The sequence below is a fragment of the Burkholderia cepacia genome (genome assembly GCF_001718835.1).
Lineage (GTDB): Bacteria > Pseudomonadota > Gammaproteobacteria > Burkholderiales > Burkholderiaceae > Burkholderia > Burkholderia cepacia_F.
Genome location: NZ_CP013443.1, coordinates 1,610,071 through 1,624,344, shown reverse-complemented (window position 1 = coordinate 1,624,344; position 14,274 = coordinate 1,610,071). Strand labels below are relative to the sequence as shown.

The 14,274-nt window shown below is 64.5% G+C and carries 10 protein-coding genes; 4 read left to right on the top strand and 6 right to left on the bottom strand.

Annotated features, from left to right (window positions below):
- Positions 1–66: 66 nt before the first annotated feature.
- Positions 67–243: a Flp family type IVb pilin gene (locus tag WT26_RS10870; protein ID WP_069272851.1), complete on the bottom strand. Its 177-nt coding sequence runs from the start codon at positions 241–243 to the stop codon at positions 67–69.
- 659 nt (positions 244–902) lie between these two features.
- Between WT26_RS10870 and WT26_RS10865 the strand changes: the two genes are divergently transcribed.
- The 4 genes from WT26_RS10865 (at position 903) to WT26_RS10850 (ending at position 6,374) form a co-directional block, all read left to right on the top strand.
- On the top strand, positions 903–2,543 hold the full coding sequence (locus WT26_RS10865; RefSeq protein ID WP_069272850.1) for a collagen-like triple helix repeat-containing protein: 1,641 nt from the start codon (positions 903–905) through the stop codon (positions 2,541–2,543).
- A 43-nt stretch (positions 2,544–2,586) separates the two neighbouring features.
- Entirely contained in the window at positions 2,587–3,924 is a 1,338-nt protein-coding gene (locus tag WT26_RS10860) for a collagen-like triple helix repeat-containing protein (protein WP_069272849.1), read from the top strand.
- 138 nt (positions 3,925–4,062) lie between these two features.
- Positions 4,063–5,748, top strand: coding sequence for a ShlB/FhaC/HecB family hemolysin secretion/activation protein (locus WT26_RS10855; RefSeq protein WP_069272848.1), 1,686 nt, complete (start codon positions 4,063–4,065; stop codon positions 5,746–5,748).
- Between the two features lie 164 nt (positions 5,749–5,912).
- Positions 5,913–6,374 (top strand): DUF2147 domain-containing protein, encoded by a 462-nt coding sequence (locus tag WT26_RS10850; protein ID WP_069272847.1) that lies wholly within the window; start codon positions 5,913–5,915, stop codon positions 6,372–6,374.
- A 107-nt stretch (positions 6,375–6,481) separates the two neighbouring features.
- Here the strand turns inward: WT26_RS10850 and WT26_RS10845 are convergent, their stop codons facing one another.
- The 5 genes from WT26_RS10845 to WT26_RS10825 form a co-directional block, all read right to left on the bottom strand.
- Positions 6,482–6,883 (bottom strand): transposase, encoded by a 402-nt coding sequence (locus WT26_RS10845; protein ID WP_069272846.1) that lies wholly within the window; start codon positions 6,881–6,883, stop codon positions 6,482–6,484.
- 155 nt (positions 6,884–7,038) lie between these two features.
- Positions 7,039–8,136, bottom strand: a complete 1,098-nt coding sequence (zapE, locus tag WT26_RS10840; protein WP_027787679.1) for a cell division protein ZapE — start codon at positions 8,134–8,136, stop codon at positions 7,039–7,041.
- Positions 8,137–8,234: 98 nt separating this feature from the next.
- The gene (gene lpdA, locus WT26_RS10835; RefSeq protein WP_059526456.1) at positions 8,235–9,665 is read right to left on the bottom strand and encodes a dihydrolipoyl dehydrogenase; all 1,431 of its coding nucleotides are present in this window, start codon (positions 9,663–9,665) and stop codon (positions 8,235–8,237) included.
- A gap of 81 nt (positions 9,666–9,746) precedes the next feature.
- Positions 9,747–11,021, bottom strand: a complete 1,275-nt coding sequence (gene odhB, locus WT26_RS10830; RefSeq protein ID WP_039320069.1) for a 2-oxoglutarate dehydrogenase complex dihydrolipoyllysine-residue succinyltransferase — start codon at positions 11,019–11,021, stop codon at positions 9,747–9,749.
- A gap of 135 nt (positions 11,022–11,156) precedes the next feature.
- Positions 11,157–14,021: a 2-oxoglutarate dehydrogenase E1 component gene (locus tag WT26_RS10825; protein WP_059526459.1), complete on the bottom strand. Its 2,865-nt coding sequence runs from the start codon at positions 14,019–14,021 to the stop codon at positions 11,157–11,159.
- Between the last annotated feature and the right edge of the window lie 253 nt (positions 14,022–14,274).

Here is a 14,274-nt window from a genome sequence, read left to right as displayed (position 1 = left end):
GACGCGCGTGCGACTACGAGCGAGTCGCGATCGCGACTCGCTCGCCACGACTACCGAACGCAGCGATCAGCCCGCGGCGGTTGCCAGCTGGTTGTAGATGTTGGTGAACACCAGACCCAGTCGAGTGCCGATATCCGTGACGCTCGTCATGATGGCAACGGCAATCAGACCCGCAATCAGACCATACTCGATCGCGGTAACCCCGTCTTCTTCCTTAAGGAAGCGCTTGATGAGTGCTTTCATTTTATTCCTCGTGCCTGTATGTTTGTTTCTCTGGCCGCTTTTACGAAGGTTGGGGCCTCGCATATCCGGCCTGGCTCCGCGCCGTTTGCCACACTTGCCGTGACAACGATCGGATGCCCATTCTTTATAGCGCGTCTTGCACGACGCGGATCATCATTTGATGGAAATTAACATTCGCGTCATTCATCTCCTCGCACGTGTGTACCGAACCGTACAAAGCTTACAACTGCCACGAATCTTATCTCCGAACCCTTTTGATTTCCAACCTCTTTTAACAATCCTGATCGAAAAATCGACGCGCGGCACCCTATTTGTACGGCGTTTCGGTACGACTTACACATAGGATTTACGATAGGTTAGATGTGCACACCTAATCCACCTGTAAAACAGCACGACCGTTCCCGCCCTCCTGCCCCGCACGTTACGTCGCACGCGTAACGCCAATGTTGTGACGTTACGTTACGAACCGGCTGAAATCGTCCCCGGTTCCGGCCGCTCAAACATTTTCAACAGTCTTTCGATTCGCGCAAGCCCTTTTCCCATAAGGAAATACTCCGTTTAAAACTCGTCATCGAACCGTCGATCGTCGAAATGGCACGACAGTTGCAGAGTAGTCCTCGCAACACTCAACACAACATCAGTTTTAACGCGAGGACAAAATGGACATTAAGGTTATCCCTCATGGCGTGTTCCGGACGACTCTGATCGCGGCCACCGTTGCAGCCATGCTTTCCCTCTCCGCGTGCGGCGGCTCGGGTTCCATCAGCCAGGGTCTTGGCGGCGGCTCGAGCTCGGGCGGCGGCGATACGATCTCCACGTCCGGCGGCGGTACGTCGGGCACGAGCGGCACGTCGGGCAGCACCAGCGGTTCAACGAGTGGTAGCACCAGCGGCAGCACCAGTGGCACGACGAGCGGGACGACCAGCGGCACGAGCGGCACGTCGGGCGTGTCGTCGAACCCAGTGGGAACTGTCCTCGCAAGCAGCAGCAACATTCTGACCGGGGTCGGCGGAACCGTCTCGGGCCTCGGCTCCGTCATCGGCAGCCAGACGCTGCCGGGCGTCAACCCGGCCACCACACAAGCCGCGGGCGGCATCGTGCAAAGCGTCGGCGGCGCAGTGACCGCACTCGGCAATGGCCTCGGCAACGGTCTCGGCCAGCTCGGCGCGACGAAAGACCCGGTCGGCACCACACTCGCCAGCACGGGTGGCGTGGTCAACCAGCTCGGCAACGCGGTCTCGCAAACGGGCACCCTGGTCTCGAGCCTCGGCAGCGGCCCGCTTTCGCCGCTCGCACCGGTTACGGGCGCCGTCGGCGGCCTCGTGTCGACGCTCGGCGGCGCCGTCTCGAACGGCGGCAACACCCTCACCAACGCACTGTCGACCGGCCCGATCCAGCAGGTCACGCAAACGGTCAGCTCGGCCATTACGCCGATCACGACGATGGTCGGCCAGACGACTCAGACGATCGGCACGGCAACCGGCCTCGGCGCACCCGTCAACACGCTGCTCGGCACGGTCGGCAACGGCCTGAACCAGGCCGGCGCCCTGCTCGCATCGACGGGCGGCAACCCCGTCACGACCGGCCTGGGCAACACGGTCTCGTCGACGGGCAACACCGTGAAGGCCGTCGGCGGCCTGCTCACGGGCGGCACCGGCGGCGTAACCAACCCGCTCGCGCCGCTCACCGGCCTCGTCTCGACCGTCACCGGCGGGCTCGGCGGCACGACGGGCGGCTCCGGCGGCCCGCTCGCCCCGGTCACCGGTCTCGTCTCGACGGTCACGGGCGCGCTCGGCGGCGCGACGGGCGGCTCCACCAGCCCGCTCGCGCCGGTCACGGGTCTCGTCTCGACCGTCACCGGCGCACTCGGCGGCGCGACGGGCGGCTCCACCAGCCCGCTCGCGCCGGTCACGGGTCTCGTCTCGACGGTCACGGGCGCGCTCGGCGGCGCAGCAGGCGGCAGCGGCGGCCCGCTCGCGCCGGTCACCGGTCTCGTCTCCACGGTCACCGGCGCACTCGGTGGCGCAACGGGCGGCGCCAGCAGCCCGCTCGCGCCGGTCACGGGTCTCGTCTCGACTGTCACCGGCGCACTCGGCGGCGCAGCAGGCGGCGGCAGCGGCCCGCTCGCCCCGGTCACCGGGGCGCTGAACACGGTCACCGGCGCGGCCGGCGGCGCGACGTCGGGCGCACCGGCATTGACCGGCGGCACGGGCGCCGTCACGAACTCGGGCTCGGCGTCGAATCCGCTCGCGCCTGTCACGTCGCTGATCGGCGGCCTGCTCGGTGGCACCCACAAGTAAATCCGCTCTTTCCATTCATCGACAAGACAGCGAGGAGTCAATCATGTCCCAGCAACGTTCTCTCACGACAGCCGCCCTGCACCAGTGGCGCGTGCCCCTCACGGCCTTCGCCGCAGCCTGCCTGCTGGCCGCCTGCGGCGGCAACGGCGTGAACGCGCCGCCGGCCAGCGCCAACGGCAGCACCACGAGCGGCACGGACAACCCCAGCACGAGCGGCACCAGCAGCGGATCGACGGGCACCAAGGGTGTCGTCAGCACGGTTGGCCAGACCGCCACCGACCTCGGCAGCACGGTCGGCAACATCACCGTGCCCGGCCTCGGCGACGGTGTGACGAAGGGCGTCGGCAGCACGCTCTCCAGCACGGGCACGATCGTCGGCGCAGCTGCCGATGCCGTGAGCAACGGGCTGGGACAGATCGGCTCCACGCAAAACCCGGTCGGCACGACCGTCGCGGGCCTCGGCAACGTGGTCGGTGCGACGAGCAACACGGTGTCCGGCCTGAGCTCGACGGTCAAGGCGCTCGGCACCGGCCCGCTGGCGCCGCTCGCGCCGGTCACGACCCCGGTCGGCACCGTGCTCGACACGGTGGCCAACGGCCTCGGCGCCGCCGGCAACACGATCGGCTCGACGCTGTCGTCGGGCGCCGTGCAGCAAGTGACGCAACCGCTCAGCTCGGCGATCACGCCGCTCGTGATCACCGCGGGCCAGGTCACGCAACAGGTCGGCACGACGACCGGCCTCGGCCAACCCGTCTCGGGCCTGCTCGGCCAGGTCGGCGGCGCGATCAGCTCGGCCGGCAAGCAGGTTGGCGGCACGTCGAGCCAGCCGCTCGTCGGCGACGTCGGTCAGCTCGTGACCGCAGTCGGCAACACCGTGACCAACGCGGGCGGCCTCGTCAACCCGAACGGCCCGAACGGCGCGGCGCCAATCCCCGGCCTGATCACGAGCCTCGTGGGCGGCTCGACGGCGACCGTGCAGAGCGGCTCGCCGGGCGGCACGGCATCGGGCTCGACGAATCCGCTCGGCGGCCTGCTGTCGGGCCTCGGCTCGACGCCGCTCGGCTCGCTCACGGGTGCACTCGGCGGCTCGACGTCGGGCGGCACGAGCAATCCGCTCGCCCCCGTCACGAATCTCGTGTCGACGGTCACGGGCACGCTCGGCGGCGCAACGGGCGGCACGGGCAGTACAAGCCCGCTCGCACCCGTTACGGGTTCGCTGAATACTGTCACGGGCGCGGCGAGCACCGGGGGATCGTCGAGCCCGCTCGCGCCGGTCACGTCGCTGGCCGGCGGTGCGACGGGGTCGACGTCGGGCGGATCGACCGGTCTGCTCGCTCCGGTCACGGGATTACTGGGCACGCTGGGCGGCGTCGGCAAGTAAGGACACCTGCGCATTTGCGGCCGGAGTGAACGCGCTGTCGATCCGATCAGAACCGGCAAGGCGGCAAACGACGCGCGGCGCCATCGGCGCCGCGTGCGGACATTAGAAGACGAAAAGCAAGGCCTACGAGGAAGAACAATGAAATCCAGACTCGACAGATGGATGATGCTGCTCGCCATCGCGGCAGCCAGCACGGCACAGGCACAAACGCGCGTCGGCGGTAACCCGCTCGACTCCCTGCCCCAGATCAACGCGCCGAAAACCGGCCCGAACGTAACCGTGCAGGTCGCGCCCCAGGCGCCGCAACTGCAGGAGTTGCTGTCGCGCCACCTGACACCGACGACATTCCAGGTCGAAGGCGTAAAGTCGGTGCCGTTCGAGGAAATCTCGCGTCGCTTCACCCCCCTCGTCGGCAAGGACATCACGATCGGCGATCTGATCGAAACCGCCAACGGCGTAACGAAGCTGTACCAGGATCGCGGTTACGCGCTGTCGTTCGCGTTTGTTCCCGCGCAGACGTTCGAGAACGGCGTCGTGCGCATCACGGTTGTTGAAGGCTATGTGTCGGACGTCAAGGTCACCGGCAAGCCCGGGGCAATGGAATCGAAGATTCGCGCGATCGCAGCGCATATCACCGACGATCGCCCGCTGCGCCGCGCAACGTTCGAGCGCTACGTGAACACGTTCGGCCTCTTGCCCGGCCTCACGGTCAAGGCGAACGTACCACCGCCGCAAACCACCGACGGCGCCACGACGCTCGAACTTGCCGTCGACCGCAAGGCATTCAACGTCAGCACCGGTATCGATTTCAACCACCCGGGCGTACAGGGCCTCATCACCGCGACCGAAAACGGCCTCACGAAGTTCGGCGAGCAGTTGAGCATCTCCGCACTGGCGCCGCCGGGGCGTGACAAGCAGACCTACTTCGCGTTCAGCGGCGCGGTGCCCGTCGGCAGCAGCGGCCTGATCACGCGCCTCGATGCAAGCACCTATCGCGGCAAGCCTACCGACAATCCGGGCCTGCCGTCGTACATCCAGCGTACCGTCAAGAACGAAAAGCTCGGTCTTTCGGCATCCTATCCGATATTGCTGAACAACCAGCGCAGCCTGCTCGGCACGGTATCGGGCTATGCAGCGCACAACGAGGACAACTACCAGAACCAGATCACCGGCGCGACCCTCAACAATCGGTCGCAGGTTCGCGTGCTGCAACTGCAGCTCGACTACACGAGCGTGAGCCCGACGCAGGTGCGAAAGTTGAGCATCAACGTGGCCAAGGCATTCGACATCCTCGGCGCATCGAAATCGCAGGAGATCAGCGTCGGCAACACAACGACGTCGGTGCCGAGCCCGATTTCGCTGACCTTCGTCCGTACCGGCGCGACCTTCACGCAAACCAACGAATGGCCGTTCCGGATCGGCACGTCAGTCTCGCTGACCGGGCAATACAGCCCTGACTCACTGCCGACGTCCGAGCAGATCTCGTTCGGCTCGACGCGCTACGCACTCGGCTATCAGCCGGGCGAAGCGTCGGGCGACTCGGGATGGGGGATGTCGCTGGAGGTCAACCGCGGCTTCACGCCGGGCTGGACGTATATGAAGTCCGTGACGCCGTACATCGCCTACGACATGGCGCGTGTGTACCTGCATTCAGGCACGCCGTCGCCCAACCGTATGTCGTCGGTCGGCATCGGCGTGCGTTTCACGGACAGCCGCTTCTACAGTCTCGACCTGAACGTCGCGAAGCCGGTAGGTGACGCGCCGGTCGAAAGCGCATCACGCAGCCCGCGCGTGAACGCATCCTTCTCGTACCAGCTCAATTGATTGCGCCCCGCGCGGCCTTCCGCGCGGGGCGTTTCGATTAGAGTCCCCTCTATCAAACGAGGCGTGCGGTTTCACGTATTCTGGCGAAGCTCGCAACATGCCCGCCCCATGCAGGCGGTCGTGCGGGCACATCGAACACGACATGCAAAACAAGGAGGACGACAATGATTCAACTGACCCGCCCGTTGCGTGCAATCGCCGTCGCCGGCGCATTGCTCGCTTGCGCCGCGCACGCCTTTGCGCAAGCCGACAGCCCCATCGGCATGTGGCAGACGATCGACGACAACACCCATCAGCCGAAGGCACTCGTGCAGATCGCCGAGGATGGCGACGGTGCGCTGACCGGCAAGGTCGTCAAGGGCCTCGGCGCGAACGATACGCCTGATCGCCGCTGCACCGCGTGCACGGACGAGCGCAAGGATCAGCTCATCAAGGGCATGACGATCATCAAGGCAATGAAGAAGGAAGGCGACCACTGGGACGGCGGCAACATTCTCGACCCGGAGAACGGCAAGGTCTACAAGTGCAAGATGACGCTTGAAGACGGCGGCCAGAAACTCGTCGTGCGCGGCTATATCGGCGTGTCGCTGCTCGGCCGGTCGCAGACCTGGGTTCGCCAGCAGTAACGGCTTACGACCTGCGCGCGACGACGCGCCGCATCACGTCAATCGGCCTGCGACAATGTCGCAGGCCGATTTCATTTCGGGACGAGACACGCGTGCAATGGGGGCGATCACGCTGCGCGCTTCAGTGCTTCCGCCCGATGCGCGCGCGGTGTCGGCATCGCCACGCTGCGCGCTTTCGCTGCCTTCGATTGCGTATGCTTGCGCATCCGCGTGACCAGCGTGTTGCACAGATTGATGCCCGCGTCGCCATAGAGTTCACGCATCACGCTCATCAGCGTGCCCGTCTCGTGCCAGACCTTGAACCGGCGATGGCATGTCTGATACGAAGGGTAACGGCGCGGCATCGCCGACCATGTTGCGCCGCTGTAGATGACCCAGAGCACGCCGTTCATCACGGCACGGGTATTGGCCAGCGGCCGGCCGCGCAACTCGGTGCGCGGCTGCAATTCCGGTAGAAGCGACGTGACGCGCTTCCACTCGGCGTCGGTCAGATCGCGATACGGTGTCATGGACATCTCCAGCCTTGGTAACCATGACACAACGATATCGGCTCAACCCGGGATTGAATATAAGACTAATCCGAAATTGCGGCGAGATGGCATCGATTTAACTGGAATTAACCATTGAATGCCGCAACTTCGCACGCCACATCGATCGCTCGCGCTCAGGTCAGCGACGTATCGACGATGCGGCGCGGCGTTTCGAGATACTCCTTCGACTGCATCTCGACGATGCGCGAGACCGTACGCGCAAACTCGTTGGCCATCGGACCTTCGACGTACAGCTGCTCCGCCGGCACCGCCGCGGACATCAGCAGCTTGACCTTGTGGTCGTACAGCACGTCGATGAGCCACGTGAAGCGACGTGCCTCGGACGCCATCCGCGGCGACATCTGCGGCACCTCGGACAGCACGATCGCATGGAACCGGCTCGCGAGTTCGAGATAGTCGTTCTGCGAGCGCGGGCCGCCGCACAGCGTCGCGAAATCGAACCATACGACACCGTCCGCCTTGCGCAGTGCCTTCAGCTCGCGCTTCTCGATATGCAGGAGCGGGCTTTCATCGGGTACCGCCGCGAGCTTGCCGAACGCATGGCGCAGTTCGCGGTCGGCGTCCGCGCCGAGCGGCGTGTGATACATCTTCACCTGCGCGAGCGTGCGCTGGCGATAATCGACGCCCGCGTCGACGTTCAGCACGTCGAGCTTGTCCTTGATCAGCGCGATCGCCGGCAGCATGCGGTCGCGATGCAGACCGTCCGGATACAGGTCGTCGGGATCGTAGTTGGACGTCATCACGAACTGCACGCCGTTGTTGAACAGGCGGTCGAGCAGACGGTACAGGATCATCGCGTCGGCAATGTCCGACACGTGGAACTCGTCGAAGCAGATCAGACGGTAGCGCTTCGCGATACGCCGCGCGAGTTCGTCGAGCGGATCGGCCTGCCCTTTCAGTTCCTCGAGCTCGCGGTGCACTTCGCGCATGAATTCGTGGAAATGCAGGCGCGTCTTGCGCTGCACGGGCACGACCGCGTAGAAGCTGTCCATCAGGAAGCTCTTGCCGCGACCGACGCCGCCCCACATGTAGACGCCGCGCGGGAGGTCGGGATGATTGATGAGCTTCTTGAATGCGTTCGAGCGGCGCGCCTTGTATTCGACCCACTCGTCGAAACATTGCTGCAGGCGATCGACGGCCGCGCGCTGCGCGGGATCGGACTGATAGCCGCGCGTGGTCAGCTCGCGCGTGTAGTATTCGGTGACGTTCATCGGGCAAACCGGAAAAAACGAAGGCGGACGGGAAACCCCGCCCGCCCTCGTCATGAGACGGCTGCGCCGGCCGATGGCCGGCCGGCGCTATACCGCGCTCAGCTGTTCAGCGAGCGCTTGTCGACGGCGAGCGCCGCTTCGCGCATCACTTCCGACATCGACGGGTGCGGATGGCAGATGCGGGCGATGTCTTCCGACGCCGCCTTGAATTCCATCGCCACCACGGCTTCCGCGATCAGGTCCGATGCGTTCGCCGCGATCACGTGCACGCCGAGCAGTTCGTCGGTCTTCGCATCCGCGATCATCTTCACGAAACCGTCCGGCGCGTTCATGCCGAGCGCGCGGCCGTTGATCGAGAACGGGAACTTGCCCGACTTGATCTCGCGGCCTTCGGCCTTCAGCTGCTGCTCCGTCTTGCCGACCCACGCGATTTCCGGATACGTGTAGATCACCCACGGAATGCAGTTGTAGTCGATGTGCGGCTTCTGGCCGTCGATCACTTCCGCGACCAGCACGCCTTCGTCTTCCGCCTTGTGCGCGAGCATCGGGCCGCGCACCACGTCGCCGATCGCGTAGACGTTCGGCACCGCCGTGCGGCAGTGGTCGTCCACGTCGATGAAGCCGCGCTCGTTCGCCTTCAGGCCGATGGCCTCGAGGCCGAGATTGTCGGTGTTCGGCACGCGGCCGACCGACACGATCAGGCGGTCGGCGTCGAGCGTCTGCGCGTTGCCGTCCTTGTCCGTGTAAGCGATCGACACGCCGTCGGCAGTCGTCTTCACTTCGCCGATCTTCACGCCGAGATGGATGTCGAGGCCCTGCTTCTTGAACAGCTTGGCCGCTTCCTTCGCGAGCGCTTCGTCGGCTGCGCCGAGGAATGCCGGCAGCGCTTCGAGCACGGTCACTTCGGCACCCAGGCGACGCCACACCGAACCGAGCTCGAGGCCGATCACGCCCGCGCCGATCACGGCGAGCTTCTTCGGCACCGACTCGAACGTCAGCGCACCTTCGTTGTCCGACACGATCTTGTTGTCGACCGGGATGCCCGGCAGGTGACGCGCCTTCGAGCCCGTCGCGATGATCACGTTCTTCGCGGTGACGACTTCGGTTTCACCCTCGCCGCTCACTTCGATCTGCACGCCGGCGTCGGTCTTGCCGGTGAACTTGCCATGGCCCTTCAGCCAGGTGATCTTGTTCTTCTTGAACAGGAACTCGATCCCGCTCGTCATCTTCTCGACGATCGCGTCCTTGCGGCCGAGCATCTTCGCGACGTCGATCTTCACGCCGTCGACCGTGATGCCGTGGTCGGCCAGGTGATGCGACGCGTTCTCGAACTCTTCCGACGACGCGAGCAGCGCCTTCGACGGGATGCAGCCGACGTTCAGGCAGGTGCCGCCGAGCTTCAGCGCGCCGGCCGGGTTCTTCCACTTCTCGATACAGGCAACGGTCTTGCCGAGCTGCGCGGCGCGAATCGCGGCGATGTAGCCGCCGGGGCCGGCGCCGATCACGACGACGTCAAATTCCTTGGACATGACAATCCTTTCTACTTGTACGCCTGCACGTTCGCGCGCGGGCGCGAACGTGCAGAACGGGTCGATGCAGTGAGACTCGGCTTACAGGTCGAGCAGCAGGCGTGCCGGATCTTCCAGCGCATCCTTCATCGCGACGAGCGACAGCACGGCTTCGCGGCCGTCGATGATGCGGTGGTCATACGACAGCGCGAGGTAGTTGATCGGACGGATCACGATCTGGCCGTTTTCAACGACCGGACGCTCCTTCGTCGCGTGCACGCCGAGGATTGCCGATTGCGGGGGGTTGATGATCGGGGTCGACAGCATCGAGCCGAACACGCCACCGTTCGAGATCGAGAACGTACCGCCCGTCATTTCCTCGATCGACAGCTTGCCGTCCTTCGCCTTCTGGCCGAATTCGGCGATCTTCTTCTCGATCTCGGCGAGGCTCAGCTGATCCGCGTTGCGCAGGATCGGCACGACGAGGCCGCGCGGCGAGCCGACAGCGATACCGATGTCGAAGTAGCCGTGGTAGACGATGTCGTTACCGTCGATCGACGCGTTCACGAGCGGGAACTTCTTCAGCGCGTGGACAGCGGCCTTCACGAAGAACGACATGAAGCCGAGCTTCACGCCATGTTCCTTCTCGAACTTGTCCTTGTACTTGTTGCGCAGCTCCATGACCGGAGCCATGTTGACTTCGTTGAACGTCGTCAGGATCGCGTTGGTCTGCTGCGATTCGAGCAGGCGCTCGGCGATACGTGCACGCAGGCGCGACATCGGCACGCGCTGTTCCGGACGGTCGTTGAGCCACGTCGTCGCCGACGCCGGCACCTTCACTTCCGGCAGCGACGGCTTCGCCGCGGCCTTCGCCGGTGCGGCAGCCGGAGCAGCCTTCGGCGCGCTGCCTGCTGCCAGCGCGTCGCCCTTCGTGACGCGGCCGTCGCGGCCCGAACCTGCGACGTCGCCCGCCGACAGGCCCTTCTCGGCCAGCAGCTTCGATGCGGCCGGCGATGCCGTAGCCGAGCTCGATGCCGTTGCGGCGACCGGCTGCGCTGCCGGTGCGGCTGCAGCAGGCGCTGCGGCCGGCTTGACTTCGGCCGCGCCCGCAGCGGCTTCGGCTGCACCAGCCTTCGCTTCGGTGTCGATCGTTGCGATCAGTTGATCGGCAACGACGGTGTCACCGTCGTTCTGCAGCACTTGCGCGAGGACGCCCGCGGCCGGTGCCGGCACTTCGAGCACGACCTTGTCGGTCTCGAGTTCGATCAGGATTTCGTCCTGCGCGACTGCTTCGCCCGGCTTCTTCTTCCACTGCAGCATGGTGGCTTCCGAAACCGACTCCGAAAGCTGGGGGACTTTGACTTCTACGATAGCCATGTGATTTTCCTGGATGCTTAATCTGGGGTGTGACGAGGTTCGTGCGATTCCTTCGGCCGGTACGGCGCGCAACGCGCCCGGCGGGCCCAAAGACACGGGAAAGCGCGCTGCGCCTTCCCGTTTCGCTTCCGTCGGTTATTTCGCGATCGATGTGCTCTTCAGGCGGCCGAAAGCACCTTCGATGAGGGCCTTCTGCTGCTCGTAGTGCTTCGCGTAGTAGCCAACCGCCGGCGAGGCCGAAGCCGGACGGCCGCTGTATGCCAGCTTCTGCCCTTCCTTCATGCCTTCCTTCAGGTGGTGCTCGACGTAGAACCAGGGGCCCTGGTTCTGCGGCTCGTCCTGCACCCAGACCACTTCAGTCGCGTTCTCGTACTTCTTCATTTCGGCTTCGAACTGCTTGTGCGCGAACGGATACAGCTGCTCGATACGGATGATCGCGACGTCGTTCGCCTTCGCTTCGCGGCGATGTGCGACGAGGTCGTAATACACGCGGCCCGAGCATACCAGCACGCGCTTGACCTTCTTCGCGTCGATGCCGCCGTCGGTTTCGCCCAGCACCGGCTGGAACGAACCCTTCGCGAGTTCCGACAGGTCCGACACGGCTTCCTTGTGGCGCAGCAGCGACTTCGGCGTTGCGACGATCAGCGGCTTGCGGAACAGGCGGATCATCTGGCGACGCAGCAGGTGGAAAATCTGCGCCGGCGTCGTCGGCTGAACGACCTGCATGTTGTGATCGGCACACAGCTGCAGGAAACGCTCGATACGCGTCGACGAGTGTTCCGGGCCCTGGCCTTCGTAGCCGTGCGGCAGCAGCATCGTCAGGCCCGACACGCGGCCCCACTTCACTTCGCCCGACGAGATGAACTGGTCGATCACGACCTGCGCACCGTTGACGAAGTCGCCGAACTGGGCTTCCCACAGCACGAGCGTGTTCGGCTCGGCGGTCGAGTAACCGTATTCGAAGCCCAGCACCGCTTCTTCCGACAGCACCGAGTCGATCACCGTGAACTTCGCCTGACCGTCGGCGATGTTCTGCAGCGGCACGTACGTGCCGTCGTTCCAGCGCTCGCGGTTCTGGTCGTGCAGCACCGCATGACGGTGCGTGAACGTGCCGCGGCCCGAGTCCTGGCCCGTCAGGCGCACCGAGTAGCCCGATGCGACGAGCGACGCGAACGCGAGGTGTTCGCCCATGCCCCAGTCGAGCGGCTGGTCGCCGCGCGCCATGTTGCGGCGATCGTTGATCACGCGCTCGACGAGCGGGTGAACCTTGAAGTTTTCCGGAACCGTCGTGATGCGTTCGCCGAGGCGCTTCAGTTCGGCGAGCGGCACGGCCGTGTCGGCTGCATCCGTCCACTTGCGGTTCAGGAACGGAACCCAGTCGACCGCGTACTTGCTCTTGTAGTTCGACAGAACCGGGTCAACCGTGTGGTGACCGTCGTCCATCGCCTTGCGGTACGCCTTCACGTAGTTGTCGGCGTCTTCCGCGGTGATCACGCCCTGCTGCACGAGCTTCTCGGCGTACAGCGCACGGGTGCCCGGGTGCTGCGCGATCTTCTTGTACATCAGCGGCTGCGTGACCGCCGGCGTGTCCTGCTCGTTGTGACCCAGCTTGCGGAAGCAGACGATGTCGATCACGACATCCTTGTGGAACTGCATCCGGTAGTCGATCGCGATCTGCGTCGCGAGGATCACGGCTTCCGGATCGTCGCCGTTCACGTGCAGCACCGGCGCCTCGATCATCTTGACGACGTCGGTACAGTACAGCGTCGAGCGCGCGTCGCGCGGGTCGGACGTCGTGAAGCCGATCTGGTTGTTGATGACGATGTGCAGCGTGCCGTGCGTGCCGTAACCGCGCGTCTGCGCGAGGTTCAGCGTTTCCATCACGACGCCCTGGCCGGCGAAGGCCGCGTCGCCGTGGATCTGCACCGGCAGCACCTGCAGGCCGTCTTCGTCGCCGCGACGGTCCATCCGCGCCTTCGCGGAACCTTCGACCACCGGGTTCACGATTTCGAGGTGCGACGGGTTGAACGCGAGCGACAGGTGGACCGGGCCGCCTTCCGTCGACACGTCCGACGAGAAGCCCTTGTGGTACTTCACGTCGCCTGCCGGCAGGTCGTCGACGTGCTTGCCTTCGAATTCGGCGAACAGGTCGGCCGGCATCTTGCCCAGCGTGTTGACCAGTACGTTCAGACGGCCACGGTGCGCCATGCCGATGATGATTTCCTGCACGCCGCGCTTGCCCGCGTGCTGGACGACTTCGTCCATCGCCGCGATGAAGCTTTCGCCGCCTTCGAGCGAAAAGCGCTTCTGGCCGACGTACTTGGTATGCAGGTAACGCTCGAGGCCTTCAGCGGCCGTCAGGCGATTCAGGATGTGCTTCTTCTCGTCTGCCGAGAAGTTCGGCGTCGCACGGGTCGATTCCAGACGCTCCTGCCACCAGCGCTTCTGTTCCGGGTCGCTGATGTACATGTACTCGGCGCCGATCGTGCCGCAGTACGTGTCACGCAGGCCCTTGACGATGTCGCGCAACGAAGCCTGGTCGAAACCGAAATACAGGTTGCTTGCGCTGTACGTCTGGTCGAGGTCGCCTTCGGAGAAGTCGTAGAACGCGGGTTCGAGTTCGGGAATGGCGGGACGTTCGCGACGCTTCAGGGGATCGAGATTGGCCCATTGCGAGCCAAGGAAGCGATAAGCGCTGATGAGGGACTGCACGTGCACTTGCTTGCGCGCTGCAGCAAGGTTGGTGCTGCTTTCGCGCGGGATGAAGGCATTGGCCTTCGCACGCTCGGCGAATGATTCGACGATCGGGAAATGAGCGACGTCATTGGCATTCGAGCCGTCCGTTGCAGGCACGTTCTGCAGCGCGTCGAAATACTCTCGCCAGTTCTCCGGCACCGATGCCGGATTGTTGAGGTATGCATCGTACAGTTCTTCAACGTACGAAGCATTGCCGCCGAACAGATAGGAGTTCAGCTGAAACTGCTTCATTACATCTGACATTTTACGCTCACCTTTCTTCGAGCTTCTCGAGAAATAGCGGGTTACTCAACCTTCCGCGACACGGCCTGACCGTTTAGCGGATTGCGAATCAAGTCTTGCTTGGAAGGACCTAAAACTTGCGTGCGCGCAGCATATCACAGAACCGATACCGGAGTTCACGGCGAAATGTGCCCGAAAGCACCGCGCGACGGGGTTTTGCCGGATTGCCACATGCCGCTGAAACATTGTTTTGCAGACTACCTGCCTGCACGCC

Bases quoted from the DNA above. Each gene is read 5' to 3' on its own strand.
- WT26_RS10870 (WP_069272851.1), bottom strand. From the start codon at position 243: ATGAAAGCACTCATCAAGCGCTTCCTTAAGGAAGAAGACGGGGTTACC.
- WT26_RS10865 (WP_069272850.1), top strand. From the start codon at position 903: ATGGACATTAAGGTTATCCCTCATGGCGTGTTCCGGACGACTCTGATC.
- WT26_RS10860 (WP_069272849.1), top strand. From the start codon at position 2,587: ATGTCCCAGCAACGTTCTCTCACGACAGCCGCCCTGCACCAGTGGCGC.
- WT26_RS10855 (WP_069272848.1), top strand. From the start codon at position 4,063: ATGAAATCCAGACTCGACAGATGGATGATGCTGCTCGCCATCGCGGCA.
- WT26_RS10850 (WP_069272847.1), top strand. From the start codon at position 5,913: ATGATTCAACTGACCCGCCCGTTGCGTGCAATCGCCGTCGCCGGCGCA.
- WT26_RS10845 (WP_069272846.1), bottom strand. From the start codon at position 6,883: ATGACACCGTATCGCGATCTGACCGACGCCGAGTGGAAGCGCGTCACG.
- zapE (WP_027787679.1), bottom strand. From the start codon at position 8,136: ATGAACGTCACCGAATACTACACGCGCGAGCTGACCACGCGCGGCTAT.
- lpdA (WP_059526456.1), bottom strand. From the start codon at position 9,665: ATGTCCAAGGAATTTGACGTCGTCGTGATCGGCGCCGGCCCCGGCGGC.
- odhB (WP_039320069.1), bottom strand. From the start codon at position 11,021: ATGGCTATCGTAGAAGTCAAAGTCCCCCAGCTTTCGGAGTCGGTTTCG.
- WT26_RS10825 (WP_059526459.1), bottom strand. From the start codon at position 14,021: ATGTCAGATGTAATGAAGCAGTTTCAGCTGAACTCCTATCTGTTCGGC.